Genomic DNA, 14,553 nt, shown 5'->3' on the forward strand with positions numbered 1-14,553 from the left:
AAATTCGAGCCGCGGTGGATACGGGAGGTAGGGCCTTGAGTCAAGCGCCCCACCGCCTTTGTAGGCGGCCATGAACTGCACTTTTAGCATGCTTTTCAGTCGTACCGGGCCAGAAATTTCGGCGCCGGGTTGGGAAGTTGCAGTGCGCGGGCCACCGCCGGGCGTGCATCCAGGCGCTCGATCCAGGCGGCGAGATGGTCCAGCCCGTCCATGGAAATGGTCGCCCAGGAATGGCATCGCACCCAGGGGAATATCGCCATGTCGGCGATGGAATAGGCGTCACCTACCAGCCAGTCGCGCTCCTGAAGACGGGTGTCGAGCACCTCGAACAGGCGGCGGGATTCGCCGGTGAAGCGCGCGGTCGCGGCTGCGCTGGCCTGACCGGCGTCTTCCGCGAAACGCGCAAAAAACATGGCCTGACCCATGGCCGGACCGACGCCGCCCATCTGTAGCATCAGCCATTGCAGGGTTTCAGAACGGGTATTGGGATCGGCCGAGAGAAACTGTCCGTATTTCTCGGCCAGATACCACAGCATGGCGCCTGATTCGAACACGGCGAAATCATTATTGCCCCGGTCGATCAGGGCGGGAATCTTGCCGTTGGGGTTCAGCGCCAGAAAGTCGGGCGCCTTGTGCGCGCGGGTGGAGAAATCGACCCCCACAAGCTCGTACTCCGCACCGGCTTCCTCCAGAAAGATCAGCGGTTTCCAGCCATTCATGGTGGCTGCGGTAAAAAGCTGGATATCGGGATATGACATGGTGCGCGTCCTTCTTGTCAGGGCGCGATCACGCCCGCGTTGGGAAAGGGCGGTGGGGCCGCCTGTGCGCACCTAGCTGCCGTGTGACGGCGCGCAGCGGTATCCGGTTCATTGCGCACGTAGAATTACGCAGACGCGTCATAAGCGCGTGATTTTGAAATAAACTTTCACACCAAGGTGATGCTCGGTCGTGGGGATGTGGTTTTCCCCTACTCGACACCACGGTCTATATGCAGTCACAACGCTGAGACGAGAAAAGGGATTTCCCGATGGAAACGGACGAGCACACCATTGAAGACGCGCCGACTGCGGCCAAGCCGGCCAAGCCGCTCTGGCGCCGGTTGGCGCCGCTGGTCGTCCTGATCGCGGGTCTGGTCGCCTTTTTCGCGCTGGGCGGGCCGCAATATCTGGATGCGGAGCGCGCACAGGGCGTTTTACGCAGCGTGGACGGCTGGGTTCAGGACAATCTGGTGCTGGCGCTCGTCGCTTACATGATCTTCTACGCGCTCGCGGTCGCCATTTCGGTGCCGGGCGCGCTGTGGTTCACCATCGGATCCGGTTTCCTGTTCGGCCCCTATCTGGGGACCGGCGTCGCCGTGATCGGCGCGACCGCCGGCGCGACGATCATCTTTCTCGCCGCCCGTTACGCGTTCGCTGACTGGGTGCGCGAGAAATTTCCCGGCTATGTGAAAAAGCTGCAGGACGGGTTTTCGCGCGACGCCTTCACCTATGTCGTGATCTTGCGGCTGATCCCGGTCTTGCCCTTCTTCGGCATCAATATTGCGACCGCTTTGCTCAACGTTCCGGTGCGCGCCTATGCGCTGGGCACGCTGGTGGGCGTCATCCCCGGCGCCTATGTGTATGCGACCGTCGGCGCGACCATCAAACGCGCCGCCGATACCGGCGTGCCGTCCTTTGGGTCGCTTCTGACGCCTGAACTGATTTTCGCCATGGTGGCGTTCGCCGTGCTGGCGGTTCTGCCGGTGGTGTATCGCCGGATGACCCAGTCCAAGGGAGACGCCGCATGAGCCGCGAACGCATAAAGGCCGATCTCGCCATTATCGGCGCAGGCGCGGCGGGTCTCGTCACCGCCTCGGGCGCCGCACAGCTGGGCCGCAAGGTTGTCCTGTTTGAAGCGGGCGAGATGGGCGGCGATTGCCTCAATTATGGCTGCGTGCCGTCCAAGGCGATCCTGACCGCCGCGCACAAGGTTCACGCCATCCGTGAAGCATCCAGGTACGGCATCACCGTCGGCGAACCCAGCGTGGACTTCGCCAAGGTGCGCGAGACGATCCAGACCGCCATCACCACCATCGAACCCAATGACAGCCAGGAGCGGTTTGAAGGCTTCGGCGTCAAGGTGGTGCGTGAATACGCGCGGTTTGAAAACGAGGACACGATCGTCTCAGACAGCGTCGAGGTGAAAGCCAAGCGCATCGTCGTCGCCACCGGCACGCGCGCTTTCATTCCGCCGATCGACGGCCTGTCGGGCGCGCCGTATCTGACCAATGAAACCATCTGGTCGCTCGAGACCTTGCCTGAGCATCTGATCGTGCTGGGCGCGGGGCCGATCGGCTCAGAGCTTGGACAGGCGTTCCGGCGTCTGGGATCTGACGTCACGATCATCGAAGCCGGCGTGCCGCTGGCGCGGTTTGAGTCTGAACATGCGGCTTTGGTGACCGACGCCCTGATGAGCGACGGCGTCAGCTTGCATGCGGGCCTCAGCGCCACAAAGGTCAGCCATGACGATAAGGGTGTCACGGTCACTCTGTCAGACGGCCAAAGCGTCACCGGCAGCCATATCCTGGTCGCCACCGGTCGCAAGCCGGTGCTGGACGGTCTCAATCTGGAGGCCGCAGGCGTTGAAACCGATGCGCGCGGCATTGTCTGCGACGACCGTTTGCGCACCTCGAACAAGCGCGTGCTGGCGGCGGGCGACATTGCGGGCAAGGGCGGATTGACCCATCTGGCGGGTTGGCATGGCAGCGTGATCTTGCGCAATCTCTATTATGGCCTGAGCACCGGTCAGTCCTCTCAGCCCATTCCCGGCGCGGTCTATACCGATCCGCCCATCGCCCAGGTCGGATTGACCGAAGCGCAGGCGCGGGCCGAGCATGGCGATAAAATCAAAGTTGCAAGCTGGGGGTTTGACGATAATGACCGCGCCATTGCGGAATCGGACGTGCGCGGCGGCGTCAAGCTGATCCTGGGCAAGGGCGGCAAGGTGCTGGGCGCGCATGCGGCCGGCGCCCGCGCCGATGATCTGATCCAGATCGCTGGCGGCGTGATGTCGCGCGGCGGTACGGTGCGCGATCTCACCAGCCCGGTGGCGCCGTATCCGACCCGCGGCGAGATCTTCAAGCGTGCGGCGGGATCCTATTATGAACCGGTGGTGTTCGGCGCGATGGCGAAATTGCTCGCCCGCGTGCTGAGCGCGTTTCACTAAAGCCCAAGACCGGCTGGGGAGGCGGCGTGGAGATCAGGGTCAACAACCAGCACGGCGCCGCGCGCCAGGCCGCTGCGATCCAGGCGATCAAGGCCGTGCGCAAGGCGGTCCTGTCCATGCCGGGCAAGTTGCTGGGCCTGTCCATCGGCTTTGTGCTGCTGGCGGAAATCCTGATTTTCTTCCCCTCCGCCGCCAATTACCGGTCTGACTGGCTCACAGAGCGCACCGATGACGCCTATCTCGCCTCGCTGGCGGTGGAGACCGCGGACGAGATGGGGCTGGGCGACGAGATGATCGCCAATCTGCTCACCAGCGCGGACGCCGTGATCGTCGGCCGGGTGTATGACGGCATGAACGTGCCCTTGCTGGCGCGCCCCGGCGGCATCGGCGCGGCGCCGGTGGTGGAGGTGATGCTGGCGGAGGAGAACCTCTTTGAGCGCATCTTCAACACGATCGGCGTGTTCCTGGCGCCGGAGGGGCGGTATCTGCTGATCATTGACGAACCCATGGCGGGTGAGGTGGGTCTGGTCAGCGTCGTGGTGCCTGAAGCGGGCCTCAAGCGCGATCTCTACGCTTATTCAGGCCGGGTGCTCTGGCTGTCGATCTTCATCGCGGTGATGACCGGCGGCCTGATCTATCTGTGCCTGATGTTCATGTTCGTGCGCCCCATGCGCAAGCTGGCCCAGGCGATGACCCAGTTTCAGCAAGACCCCGGCAATCCGGCCTGCACGGTGTCCCTGTCCCGTCGCTCTGATGAAATCGGCGAAGCCGAAAGCGCGCTGGCGGCGATGCAGGACGAAGTGCGCACCGCCTTTCGCCAGCGCGAGCGTCTGGCGGCGCTGGGCGGGGCGGTGGCGCGCATCAATCACGATTTGCGCAATGTGCTGACCAGCGCCCAGCTGATTTCCGATCGTTTGGCCACCAATGCCGATGACCGGGTGGCGGCCATGGGCGCGCGTCTGGTGCGCGCGGTCGATCGCGGCATCCGCCTGTGTGAGGACACGCTGCAATATGGCCGGTCTGAAGAGCGTCCGCCCGAGCTGCAGCCGGTCGTTTTGCGCGCGGCGCTGGACGATGCGGCGGGTGACGCTTTCGCAGCGACTGGCGCAGCGGATTGGCGCAATGAGATTGACGAGAGTCTGCAGGCCCAGGCGGACCCTGACCATCTGCACCGCATCTTCCTCAACCTGTTTCGCAATGCGTTGCAGGCGATGGAGAAATCTGACTCTCCTTTGATCCAAGTCCGCGCCCGTCTGTCGCGCGCGGGAGAGTATGTTCTGGTCGAGGTGTGCGACACCGGGCCGGGCGTGCCGGACCGGATTGCGGAAACCCTGTTTGAGCCCTTTGGGCGGACGGGCTCCAGGGGCGGGTCCGGGCTGGGCCTGTCCATCGTGCGCGAGCTGGCGCGGGTGATGGGCGGCGATGTCTATCTCAAGACCAGTTCCGACGCGGGAGCCGTCTTTGAAGTACGCCTTCCGGCCATGGGCGGCTAGACCGGACAGGCGGTGATCCTGCCCGGTCTGTCAGTTCGCCTGTCAGCGCCTAGAGCTCGTCAAACTCCGCGTCATAACGATGCTCGACGCTATCCCGGCGATGCGGGTTGAAGCGCACTGAGCGATCCGTTTCGAACGGATAGCTGGGCGTCCACGGCGGGGCAGCGCGACGTTTCTTGGCTTTCTGGGCGGGGCCCGTTTTTTTCAATCCGGCCATGGCCGATCATCCTGAAGGTTGAGAGTTGGAAACCGAGCGGGTCTGAGGCCCGCCCGTGAGGCGTCTGGTCGGTGGTTATCGGCCGACGGCGGACAGCATGGCCCACAGATCGCGTGCGCGAACCTTGCGCGGTCGCGGAGTTTCCGCGCCGGGATGAAGGCGGGCGTCAGAGCTGCTGGGTCTGTAAAGAGAGGCGGCTTCACCACCAAACATGGCCGAACGGGCCGAGCTGGCGATTGAGGACTGATATTGCGTGCGCATGGCGCACACTCTCCATAACAAGATAGGCGCCGGCGAATGCTACGGCGTCGCGACGCGAGCGGCGTCACGTCCAATAGATGGCGGCTGAACTCTGTTTTCGGCAAGTGGAGATTTTTAGCGCCTGAAAACAAATTGTTTCAAATCCGGGTCTGCCCTTGTTTTCAGTTGCAGGCTTCGTGCTTCGGGCGTATTGACCGCCGCAATGGCGGAGCTGCGCGAGGGCGCGCGGACCGGACTGTCAGCTTGTGGAGTTCTGGCGTCCATGACGCAAGGCGTCAGCGTCCGCGCCGCAACGGCTTCGGACCTTCCTGCTCTGATGCATCTCGAAACGCTCTTCCCTGAAGGCGACCGGATTTCCGCAGCTAGCTGGCGGCGGTTCATCGCGCGCCGGGGATGCGCTGTCGTGGCGGTTTCGGATACAGCTGAGACAGAGGTTCTGGGGGCGGCGGTCGTGCTGACCCGCAAGGGATCGCAGACGATGCGCCTCTATTCGCTGGCGGTGGATCCGCGCGCTCAGGGGCGCGGCGTCGGTCAGGCGCTGGTGGAGGCGGCGTTGGCCTATGCCCGGCGCGCAGGCTGCGCGCGGGTGAGCCTTGAGGTGCGTCCCGACAACGCCGCGGCCCGCAGCCTCTATCGCAAGTGCGCCTTTGCGGATCGCGGCGTCATGCCCGCGCATTACGCGGACGGAACAGCTGCGTTGATCATGGACAAAGAGGTCCCGAGCGGACCTGCGGAGATACAGACACGATGACGGACTGGCTGATCCTGGTTGAGAGCGAGTCAGACCTCAAGCAGACCGAAACGCCCCACAAGGTGATGCGGGTGTCAGACTATCTGACCAGCCCCGCACTGTTCGCGGCGCGGCGGCCCTATGTGCTCAATCTCGCGCGCTCCTACGCCTATCAGGGCGCGGGCTATTACGCCGCTTTGCTGGCCGAGGCGCGCGGCCACAGGGTCAGCCCGACGGTGCAGACCATGGTCGAGCTGTCTCGCAAGGATTTGTACGCGCACGCCCTGCCGGACCTCAACGCCCGGCTGACCGATACTCTGGGCAAGGGCGTCGCGCCTGTGGAAGAGGTCTTCATCGCCTTCTCCAAGACGCCCCAGACCGGCTATGGCCGTCTGGCGCGTGAGGTCAGCGACTGGTTCCGCACGCCGGCGCTGGAGCTTGAGATCAGCCATGAGCGCACGCCGCGCATCACCCGCATCCGGCCCGTCCCGCTCCACAAGATGAGCGCGGAACAACGCGCGTTCTTCCTGGAGGCGTTGGCGGGCTATACGCGCAGCGCGGTGCGCTCGCCCAAGGCGCGGGCCGTGGCGAAATGGTCGCTGGCGGTGCTGGTCGATCCCCATGAACACACCCCGCCTTCGCAACCCTCAGACATCAACCGCCTAATGGAGGTTGCGGGCAGGATGGGCGTGGATGTGGAGGTGCTCGACACCAACGACCTGACAAGCCTGGCCGAGTTTGACGCGCTCTTCATCCGGGCGACCACAGCCATAGACAACATCACCTATCGCTTCGCGCGCCGTGCCGATCAGGAAGGCATGCCGGTGATCGACGATCCGGTGTCGATGATCCGCTGCACCAACAAGGTCTATCTCAAGGAATTGCTGGAAAAGGCCGGCGTGCCCATCCCGCCCACGGAAGTCATCGACAAGAAGTCAGACCTTAAAAAGGTGTTTGAGCGCCTCGGTGCGCCGGTGATCCTGAAAACGCCGGACGGCTCGTTCGGGCTGGACATGGTCAAGGCGAATACGCTCGAGGAATTGCAGGCGGGCGCGAAACGCCTGTTTGGCGAGACCGCGCTTCTGATCGCGCAGGGCTTTGTGCCGACCACCTTTGACTGGCGCATCGGCGTGCTGGGCGGCCAGCCTCTGTTCGCCTGCCGCTATGGTATGGCGAAAGGGCATTGGCAGATCGTCAAACATGGCGAGAACGGCAAGATGACGGCGGGACGCACGTCCACCCTCGCCATTGAAGACGCACCGCAGGAAGTGGTTGAAACCGCCGTGCGCGCCGCCCGGCTGATCGGTGACGGGCTTTACGGCGTGGACCTCAAACAGACCGATCAGGGCGTCATGGTCATGGAGATCAATGACAACCCCAATCTGGAGCACTCCGTTGAGGGCGCTGTGCTGAAAGACGCGCTGTGGAAGGCCATCGTCGACTGGTTCTCGACCCGGCTGGAAAAGCGCCTCTCCGCCGGACGCTGAATGCAAAAAAGGGCCGCACACTACGCGGCCCTTTTGTATTCCTGACACGGCTTGCCGAACTAAGGTTGTTCAGCGATGCCGTCGCGGCGCGGGTCGGCGGCCCCGATCAGCGTGCCGTCTTCAAGCTCGCGGATGATATGGATGCCGGAATTCTCCCCGCGTCCGCCCTGGATGGTGAAGCCGCGATCCCGCAGCTCGGCCATGAGGGTCTCATCAAAGCCCTCCTCGATATTCACCGTATCGCCGCGCGCGACCACATTGGGCAGGCTGGCGGCCTCGATCGGGCTCAGCCCCCAGTCGAGCATGCCGACGAGCGATTTGGCGGTGTAAGCGATGATCGAGTTGCCGCCGGGCGAGCCTGTGGCCAGTTCAAACGCGCCGTCTGAATCGAGCACGATGGTGGGCGACATGGACGAGCGGGGACGCTTGCCCGGCTGGACGGCGTTGGGCAGCAGTCGGCCGTCCTCGTCACGCGCGATGAAGGAGAAGTCGGTGAGCTGGTTGTTGAGGAAGAAGCCGCCCACCATGCGACCCGACCCGAACGGGCTTTCCACGGTCGTGGTCATGGAGACCACATCGCCGTCCGCGTCCATGATCACGAAATGGCTGGTGCCCGGACGATCATCGGTGGCGTCGTCGGGCTGCTCGTCAGCGCCCGGCGGCGTACCGTGGGTGACGGCGGGAATGGCCTGGGCGGGATCAATCAGCCCGGCGCGCGCGGCGAGATAGTCGCGATCCAGAAGCCCTTCGACCGGCACGTCCACAAACGCCGTGTCGCCCACATAATGATCACGATCGGCATAGGCGAGGCGGCTCGCCTCGATGAACAGCGCCCAGCCGTCCGCTGTTTCGGGACCATGCGCGCTCATGTCGAAGGTCTCGAGCATGCCCAGAATGGCGCCCACGGCGATCCCGCCGGAGGCGGGCGGGGGAGCCGAGCAAATCTGATAGCCGCGATAGGGCGAGCACAAAGCGCTGACCTTTTCAGGCTCGTAATTCGCCAGATCCTCCACGGTCAGATAACCGGGACGGGGCGCTTCATTGACCGTGGCGACGATGTCCTGGGCGAGATCGCCTTCATAGAAATTGCGCCAGTCCTGCGCGATCAGACGCAGGCTGTCGGCATAATCGGGATTGGTCAGCACATGACCGACGGGCCAGGCCTCGCCGTTTTCGTCAAACAGATAGCGGGCGGCGGCGCCGCTCTCTTCCATGTCGGTGAAGCCGGCCATGCGCTGGGAAATATTGCTCAGGCGCGGCGCGACCTCAAAGCCGGTGTCTGCGAGGTCGATGGCGAATGTGAAATTCTCCGCCCAATCCAGCGCGCCATGCTCTGAATGGGCCATGTGCAGCATGGCGATGGCGCCGGGCGCCCCTGTGGACAGGCCCGAGCGCCACGCCTGAACATACGGGTAGGGGGCGCCGGTTTCGGGATTGATGAACAGGTCTTCGTCCGCGCTCATCGGTGCGCGCTCACGCCCGTTATAGACGCTGACCTCGCCGGTATCCGCCTCGTAATGGACCATGAAGGCGCCGCCGCCAATGCCCGAGCTTTGCGGCTCCACAAGGCTGAGCACGGTCTGCACCGCGATGGCGGCGTCCACCGCATCGCCGCCGGCGCGCAGGGCGGCGAGCCCGGCCTCGACGGCGTCCGGGTTCGCGGCGGCGACCATGCCGCCAACCGGCGCCGTGGCGGCCGGTGCGTCCGCTTCAATTGACGGCGCCGGGCTTGTTTCGGACGGCGCGTTGCAGCCCGCAAGGGCGATGGCGGAGGCGGCGGTCAGCAAGGTGAAGCGGGTCATGGAGTCCTTTCACAGCCCTTTGGAGGCCGGTTTCGCGTCTGGGCCGGTTTACAGGCCGGGAGTTTCGAACGGACGGGCCTCGTCCATCAAGTAGTCTTTCAATCGCCGTGCAGCGCTATGCAGCGCGCGACCGTCTGGCCAAACGATATGATACCCCCAACCAAGCGGGGTCACGCCAGAGCCGATCAGGAACACCAAACGACCGGCGGCGATGTCGGGCTCCGCCAGGCTTCGCCGCGCCAGCGCCAGTCCGCGCTGATGAACAGCGGCCTCCAGCACATGGTCGTGGCGGTTGTAGCGGTCCCCGCTCAGCGTGTCGGCGCGTTTGACGCCGCGTTGAGCCAGCCATTGCGCCCAGCTGGGTCCCACCGGTTCGCCGCCCGTACGCTCATGATGGACCAGCGGCATGGTCTCAACGGCGGTGCGCCAGTTCACAAGGTCCGGTTTTGGTCCCAGCAGGGTCGGTGAAAGCGCAGGCGTCAGGCTTTCGCTCAAAAGCTCCAGCGCCTGGACACCAGAAGGGGGCGTGTCTGAAAACCGGATTTCCAGGTCCAGCTGGAACCGGTGCAGGCTTTCAGGTGCAGGGTCCGTCACCAATTGCACCCGATAGTCGCGATGCTCGGCTTCAAAGCGATTGATGCGAGAAGACAGCCACCGCGCCGCGAACGCGCCAGGCGCGCCCAGCCGGATCAGGCCAGGGTCCTGATGCGCGCTTAACCGGACGCTGGCTTCGCGCAGCCGCTGAAACGCATCATGGACCATTTCTGCGGTGGCGCGTCCCTGGGCGGTCAGCGCCACGCCGCGCCCGGCGCGGACGGTCAGTTTCGTGCCGATCAGCTCTTCCAGCAGCCGGATCTGTTGAGACACGGCGCCGCTCGTCACCCCCAGTTCTGCGGCCGCCTGGGTCACGCTTCCGTGACGGGCCACGCACTCAAACGCCCGCAAGGCGTTGAGCGGCAAGGGCGGTGCATGGCTAAGAGTTAGATTTTCTAAATCCATCTTCAGTGTTGCTCAATTGTGTTGCGCTGCGACATCGTTCAGCGTTTCGCTTGATCCATCGTCGTACGTATATCTGCCATTTGATATAGCAGGTATATTTTATGATGAAGGTGTGCGTGCATTGAGGGGTGCACTGGTTTTGTGTCTTTTGAGCAAAAGGGTGTGACACAATGAAAAAGATTTTGGGCGCCGTATCATTAGCTGCGCTGACGGCTGCGACGGCTTACGCACAATCCGCTGACACTGACGACACCATCGTGGTGGTGGGAACCCGGTCCGAGGGCCGGACCGCGCTTCAAACCACAGCGCCTGTAGACGTGGTGGATGTCAGCGCGCTTGAAAACACCGGGATCACCGAACTCAACGCGGCGCTGGCGTACAGCTTGCCGTCGTTCAACTTCCCAAGCCCCTCCATCACCGACGGTACTGACCATGTGCGCCCGGCGACCTTGCGCGGCCTGGGGCCGGACCAGACGCTGGTCCTGGTCAATTCGCGCCGTCGTCACGCCTCGGCCCTGGTCAATCTGGGCGGTTCGGTCGGGCGTGGTTCCGCCGCTGTGGACCTCAACACCATACCCACCGCCGCGATCGGCCAGGTGCAGGTGCTGCGGGACGGCGCTTCGGCGCAATATGGCTCTGACGCCATCGCCGGGGTGATCGATGTTCAACTGCGTGAGGCCAGCGAAGGCGGGCAGGTCAGCGCCACTTATGGCCGTTACGCCACGGACATTCCGCTGACCACGGGCGAGCGCACCGCCAGCGATGGCGAAACCGTCAACCTTTCGGGCTGGGTGGGGCTGCCGCTCGGCGCAGACGGGTTCCTGACCTTGTCGGCGGAATATCTTGATCGCGCGCCCACCAACCGCGCCGGCCCCGATCCGCGCCAGCAATATCCCAGCCTGCCTGGCGGCGGGCTCGACCCGCGTGAGCAGACTTTTGATCGCATCAATCACCGCTTTGGCCTGGCGGACGCGGAAGCGTTCTCTTTCTTCGCCAATGCAGGCCTGCCGATCAATGCAACGACCGAGCTTTACGGCTGGGCGGGCTATCAGTCCCGAGAAGGCGAGGCGGCCGGCTTTTATCGCCGCGCTCAGGACAGCCGCAATGTGCTGGCGATCTATCCGGACGGCTTCCTGCCGTTGATCACCACCGATATCGAGGACTTCTCAGCTGTGGGCGGCGCGCGCGGCGTTATTGGCGGCTGGGATTGGGACGCGTCCCTGGGCTATGGCCGCAACGAGCTGGCCTATGGCGTGGAGAATTCGCTCAATACGTCCCTGGGCGCATCCAGCCCGACGTCGTTTGACGCCGGTTCGCTGATCTATGACCAGATCACCGGCAATCTCGATTTCGTCCGCTCTTATGATCTGGATGGATTCGCCGGCCCGCTCTCGGTGGCGTTTGGCGCTGAATACCGCCTTGAAGGCTATGAAATCCAAGCGGGCGAGGAAGCCAGCTATATCACGGGCGATCCGACCAAAGCGGGCGGCAGCCAGGTCTTTCCAGGCTTCCAGCCGGGCAATGAGGTCGATGAAGACCGCGATTCCTTTGGCGTCTATCTCGATCTCGAAGCTGATGTCACGGACCGGCTCTTGCTGACAGGCGCCGTGCGGGCGGAGACCTATTCAGACTTCGGCGAGACCGTGACGGGCCGCGTGTCCGCACGCTATGAGCTGAGCGAGACTGTCGCCCTTCGTGGCGCGATTTCCAACGGCTTCCGGGCGCCGTCGCTGCAGCAGGCCTATTTCACGTCCACTTCGACCGTCTTTGTTGGGACGCCGCCCACGCCTGTTGAAGTGGGGACCTTCCCCGCTGACAGCGCCGTCGCTGCTGCGCTGGGCGGGGAACCGCTCGATGCTGAAGAGTCGATGAACTATTCGGGCGGCGTCGTCTTCACCCAGGGCGCTTTCAGCCTGACCGTGGACGCGTACGCCATTGATATCGACAACCGCATCGTCCTGTCTGAGAACCTTTCGGGCGCGACGGTGGAGAGCCTCCTGCAGGCGGCGGGCGTCAACGGCGTGACCCGTGCGCGCTTCTTCATCAACGGGGTCGAGACCGAGACGCGCGGCGTCGATGTGGTGGCGACCTATGGCGTGGACACCGAGCGGTTCGGTGATTTCAACTTCACTCTGGGCTATAACCGCAACGACACCGAGGTCACCCAGGCGCCAAGCTCTGAAGTGCTTCCGGGCGTGACCTTGTTCGCGCGTCGGGAAATCGCGCGCTTTGAAGAGGGCCAGCCGGACGACAAGCTGATCGGTTCGGTCAACTGGACCCGCGGCGCCTTTGGCGGCGTGCTGCGCGCTACCCGCTTCGGCGAGACGGTCGATCCGGGCTCGGCGGCGGATGGATCGGGTGATGAAGTGCTGGATCCCAAGACCATTGTGGACGCGGAATTCTCTGCAGATGTCTTTGAAGGCCTGACCGTGTCCTTCGGGGCGAACAATCTGTTTGACGAGTATCCCGACGCGACGTCGCTTGATCCCAATCTGGCGGGGACGTTCTCGGACATCTTCCCGTTCTCCGGCTTCAGCCCGTTCGGCTTCTCGGGACGCTATGTCTACGGGCGCATTCGCTACGCCTGGTAAGCGCACGCCTGTTTGTGACCACGACCCTCGTCAGAGTGCTCTGGCGGGGGTCGTTTTTTATCGCGGCGCCGCTAGTCTTTGCGCGCCTGACATGAAGGAGTGCGCCATGGCCCGTCCCGGCCCGAAGAATGACATCACCGACATCGCCGGCCTGCGCGTGGGCCAGGTCGAGGATGAGGCCGTCAATACAGGTGTGACGGTGGTGGTCTGCGACGCGCCCGCGATCGCCAGTGTGGACGTGGCGGGCGGGGGGCCGGGAACCCGTGAAACCGATGCGCTGGCGTCGGGGCGTCTGGTGGAACGTGTGGATGCGGTGTGCCTGTCGGGCGGATCCGCCTTCGGCCTGGCGGCGGCGGACGGGGTGTCGGCCGAGCTTTGCAAGGATGGCCGGGGTTTCGCCCTGATGGAGATGGAGGGCGTGCCGCCGACGCCGATCGTGCCCGCCGCAATCCTTTATGATCTCGCCAATGGTGGGGACAAGTCCTGGAGCAATGCGCCCCCGTACGCCGGGCTTGGGGCCGCCGCGTATCGCATGGCGGGCGAGGAGCCATTGCGCCAGGGGAGGGCGGGTGCGGGATATGGCGCGCAAGCCGGCGCGCATCCGGGCGGGACCGGGTCGGCCAGTATTGTAACCGAGGACGGCATCACCGTCGCAGCCCTGGCCTGCGTGAACTGTTTCGGCTCTGTCTACATGCCGGGCAGTGAGGCGTTCTGGGCCTGGCCCTACGAGATCGACGGTGAGTTCGGCGGTAAGCGTCCGGCCCCGGATTACCGGATGGAGCCCGGCGAGTGGGGCGCGGCGAAGCTGGATGGACGGCCGTTGGGGAATACGACAATTGCTGTTGTCGCGACGGACGCGCGCCTGACCAAGGATCAGGCACAACGTCTGGCTGTGATGGCGCAAGACGGACTGGCGCGAGCGATTCGTCCTGTACATGCCCCGTTCGACGGTGATGTGGTTTTTGCTCTGTCGACCGAACGCCGGGATTTGCCCGAGCCGTCAGCCTATACACTGACTCGGTTGGGAAATCTGGCAGCCGATTGCTTAACGCGTTCAATCGCCCGTGCGGTGCATCAAGCACGACCTTGATGAATGCGACAATAACTCCCCAACTAAAAAAGCATTTCTGTATACATTTGTTTTTTATAGGGCTTTCCCCCAATTCCCCTGAGTGGGGAACACTCGATTAAGAGGCTGTTCACGGCTTTGCTCCATCCCTGCAGTGAATGAGTTCACTATACTTGTGTTGGGGTTTGAGAATGATCCGCATTTTAAGTGCAGCCGGCCTGGCCCTGCTGCTGAGCAGCGCGGCCACCGCGCAAACAACCGAGCGCGACCTGGCTGTGGTCGGTCGAGCGCTCAGCTTCCTTGAGGGCGCGTCCGGTTCTGACCGGACCGTCGCTATCGTGTTTGATCCGGCGAGCCAGGCGGAAGCCGAAGCACTGAACGCGGCCATGGCGGGCGGTCTCAGCGCAGGCCGCGTGACCCTGAACGGTCAGCTTGTCCCGCTGGGCCAGGCGGTCAGCGGCGTACATGCCGCCATGTTCGTCGGGGGCGCAGCCTCTGACGCGGGCGCCGTGCAAGCGGCCACCTCTGCCGGCGTGATGACAGTCTCCACAGACATGGCCTGCGTGCAGGCCGGCAATTGCGTGATGGGCGTCCAGAGCGAGCCCTCCGTGCGCATTGTGGTGAACAACGCGGCTGCAAGCTCAGCCTCTGTCAGCTTCTCCACCGCTTTCGCCATGATGGTCGAAGAAATCTAACGCCG

The 14,553-nt window shown here is 63.9% G+C and carries 13 protein-coding genes; 8 read left to right on the forward strand and 5 right to left on the reverse strand.

Going from position 1 to position 14,553, the window contains the following annotated elements; translation table 11 throughout:
* Positions 1 to 95 precede the first annotated feature (95 nt).
* Positions 96 to 758, reverse strand: a complete 663-nt coding sequence (locus G405_RS15705; protein ID WP_022701435.1) for a glutathione S-transferase family protein — start codon at positions 756 to 758, stop codon at positions 96 to 98.
* 269 nt (positions 759 to 1,027) lie between these two features.
* Between G405_RS15705 and G405_RS0110280 the strand changes: the two genes are divergently transcribed.
* Genes G405_RS0110280 through G405_RS0110290 form a run of 3 tightly spaced genes read left to right on the forward strand, consistent with a single transcriptional unit; the run spans position 1,028 to position 4,697 of the window.
* Positions 1,028 to 1,786, forward strand: coding sequence for a TVP38/TMEM64 family protein (locus tag G405_RS0110280; RefSeq protein WP_022701436.1), 759 nt, complete (start codon positions 1,028 to 1,030; stop codon positions 1,784 to 1,786).
* Positions 1,783 to 3,204 carry a dihydrolipoyl dehydrogenase family protein gene (locus G405_RS0110285; RefSeq protein ID WP_022701437.1) on the forward strand — a complete coding sequence of 474 codons (1,422 nt, stop codon included), beginning with the start codon at positions 1,783 to 1,785 and terminating at the stop codon, positions 3,202 to 3,204. The genes G405_RS0110280 and G405_RS0110285 overlap by 4 nt, the downstream gene beginning before the upstream one ends.
* Before the next feature lie 26 nt (positions 3,205 to 3,230).
* Positions 3,231 to 4,697 carry a sensor histidine kinase gene (locus tag G405_RS0110290; RefSeq protein ID WP_022701438.1) on the forward strand — a complete coding sequence of 489 codons (1,467 nt, stop codon included), beginning with the start codon at positions 3,231 to 3,233 and terminating at the stop codon, positions 4,695 to 4,697.
* Positions 4,698 to 4,746: 49 nt separating this feature from the next.
* Here G405_RS0110290 and G405_RS16990 read toward each other — a convergent pair whose 3' ends face one another.
* The gene (locus G405_RS16990; RefSeq protein WP_022701439.1) at positions 4,747 to 4,914 is read right to left on the reverse strand and encodes a hypothetical protein; all 168 of its coding nucleotides are present in this window, start codon (positions 4,912 to 4,914) and stop codon (positions 4,747 to 4,749) included.
* 75 nt (positions 4,915 to 4,989) lie between these two features.
* The gene (locus G405_RS0110300; RefSeq protein WP_022701440.1) at positions 4,990 to 5,175 is read right to left on the reverse strand and encodes a hypothetical protein; all 186 of its coding nucleotides are present in this window, start codon (positions 5,173 to 5,175) and stop codon (positions 4,990 to 4,992) included.
* A gap of 202 nt (positions 5,176 to 5,377) precedes the next feature.
* On the opposite strand from G405_RS0110300, the gene G405_RS15710 reads away from it, so the two are divergent.
* Together G405_RS15710 and G405_RS0110310 are read left to right on the forward strand one after the other, a co-directional pair.
* On the forward strand, positions 5,378 to 5,926 hold the full coding sequence (locus G405_RS15710) for a GNAT family N-acetyltransferase (RefSeq protein WP_022701441.1): 549 nt from the start codon (positions 5,378 to 5,380) through the stop codon (positions 5,924 to 5,926).
* On the forward strand, positions 5,923 to 7,392 hold the full coding sequence (locus G405_RS0110310) for a RimK family protein (protein WP_022701442.1): 1,470 nt from the start codon (positions 5,923 to 5,925) through the stop codon (positions 7,390 to 7,392). The genes G405_RS15710 and G405_RS0110310 overlap by 4 nt, the downstream gene beginning before the upstream one ends.
* 59 nt (positions 7,393 to 7,451) lie before the next feature.
* Here the strand turns inward: G405_RS0110310 and ggt are convergent, their stop codons facing one another.
* Both ggt and G405_RS15715 read right to left on the reverse strand, forming a co-directional pair.
* Positions 7,452 to 9,194 carry a gamma-glutamyltransferase gene (gene ggt, locus G405_RS0110315; RefSeq protein ID WP_022701443.1) on the reverse strand — a complete coding sequence of 581 codons (1,743 nt, stop codon included), beginning with the start codon at positions 9,192 to 9,194 and terminating at the stop codon, positions 7,452 to 7,454.
* A 48-nt stretch (positions 9,195 to 9,242) separates the two neighbouring features.
* Positions 9,243 to 10,193: a LysR substrate-binding domain-containing protein gene (locus G405_RS15715; RefSeq protein ID WP_084683458.1), complete on the reverse strand. Its 951-nt coding sequence runs from the start codon at positions 10,191 to 10,193 to the stop codon at positions 9,243 to 9,245.
* A gap of 170 nt (positions 10,194 to 10,363) precedes the next feature.
* Between G405_RS15715 and G405_RS0110325 the strand changes: the two genes are divergently transcribed.
* The 3 genes from G405_RS0110325 (at position 10,364) to G405_RS0110335 (ending at position 14,548) form a co-directional block, all read left to right on the forward strand.
* Positions 10,364 to 12,784, forward strand: coding sequence for a TonB-dependent receptor plug domain-containing protein (locus tag G405_RS0110325; RefSeq protein WP_022701445.1), 2,421 nt, complete (start codon positions 10,364 to 10,366; stop codon positions 12,782 to 12,784).
* A 106-nt stretch (positions 12,785 to 12,890) separates the two neighbouring features.
* Positions 12,891 to 13,874 (forward strand): P1 family peptidase, encoded by a 984-nt coding sequence (locus G405_RS0110330; RefSeq protein WP_022701446.1) that lies wholly within the window; start codon positions 12,891 to 12,893, stop codon positions 13,872 to 13,874.
* A gap of 170 nt (positions 13,875 to 14,044) precedes the next feature.
* Positions 14,045 to 14,548 carry a hypothetical protein gene (locus G405_RS0110335; protein WP_022701447.1) on the forward strand — a complete coding sequence of 168 codons (504 nt, stop codon included), beginning with the start codon at positions 14,045 to 14,047 and terminating at the stop codon, positions 14,546 to 14,548.
* Positions 14,549 to 14,553 lie beyond the last annotated feature (5 nt).

It is taken from the genome of Oceanicaulis alexandrii DSM 11625 (assembly GCF_000420265.1).
GTDB classification, from domain to species: domain Bacteria; phylum Pseudomonadota; class Alphaproteobacteria; order Caulobacterales; family Maricaulaceae; genus Oceanicaulis; species Oceanicaulis alexandrii.

Coding starts and splice junctions, on each gene's coding strand:
- G405_RS0110335 (WP_022701447.1), top strand. CDS start 14,045: ATGATCCGCATTTTAAGTGCAGCCGGCCTGGCCCTGCTGCTGAGCAGC.
- G405_RS15715 (WP_084683458.1), bottom strand. CDS start 10,193: ATGGATTTAGAAAATCTAACTCTTAGCCATGCACCGCCCTTGCCGCTC.
- G405_RS0110330 (WP_022701446.1), top strand. CDS start 12,891: ATGGCCCGTCCCGGCCCGAAGAATGACATCACCGACATCGCCGGCCTG.
- G405_RS0110325 (WP_022701445.1), top strand. CDS start 10,364: ATGAAAAAGATTTTGGGCGCCGTATCATTAGCTGCGCTGACGGCTGCG.
- G405_RS15710 (WP_022701441.1), top strand. CDS start 5,378: ATGGCGGAGCTGCGCGAGGGCGCGCGGACCGGACTGTCAGCTTGTGGA.
- G405_RS0110280 (WP_022701436.1), top strand. CDS start 1,028: ATGGAAACGGACGAGCACACCATTGAAGACGCGCCGACTGCGGCCAAG.
- G405_RS0110285 (WP_022701437.1), top strand. CDS start 1,783: ATGAGCCGCGAACGCATAAAGGCCGATCTCGCCATTATCGGCGCAGGC.
- G405_RS16990 (WP_022701439.1), bottom strand. CDS start 4,914: ATGGCCGGATTGAAAAAAACGGGCCCCGCCCAGAAAGCCAAGAAACGT.
- ggt (WP_022701443.1), bottom strand. CDS start 9,194: ATGACCCGCTTCACCTTGCTGACCGCCGCCTCCGCCATCGCCCTTGCG.
- G405_RS0110310 (WP_022701442.1), top strand. CDS start 5,923: ATGACGGACTGGCTGATCCTGGTTGAGAGCGAGTCAGACCTCAAGCAG.
- G405_RS15705 (WP_022701435.1), bottom strand. CDS start 758: ATGTCATATCCCGATATCCAGCTTTTTACCGCAGCCACCATGAATGGC.
- G405_RS0110300 (WP_022701440.1), bottom strand. CDS start 5,175: ATGCGCACGCAATATCAGTCCTCAATCGCCAGCTCGGCCCGTTCGGCC.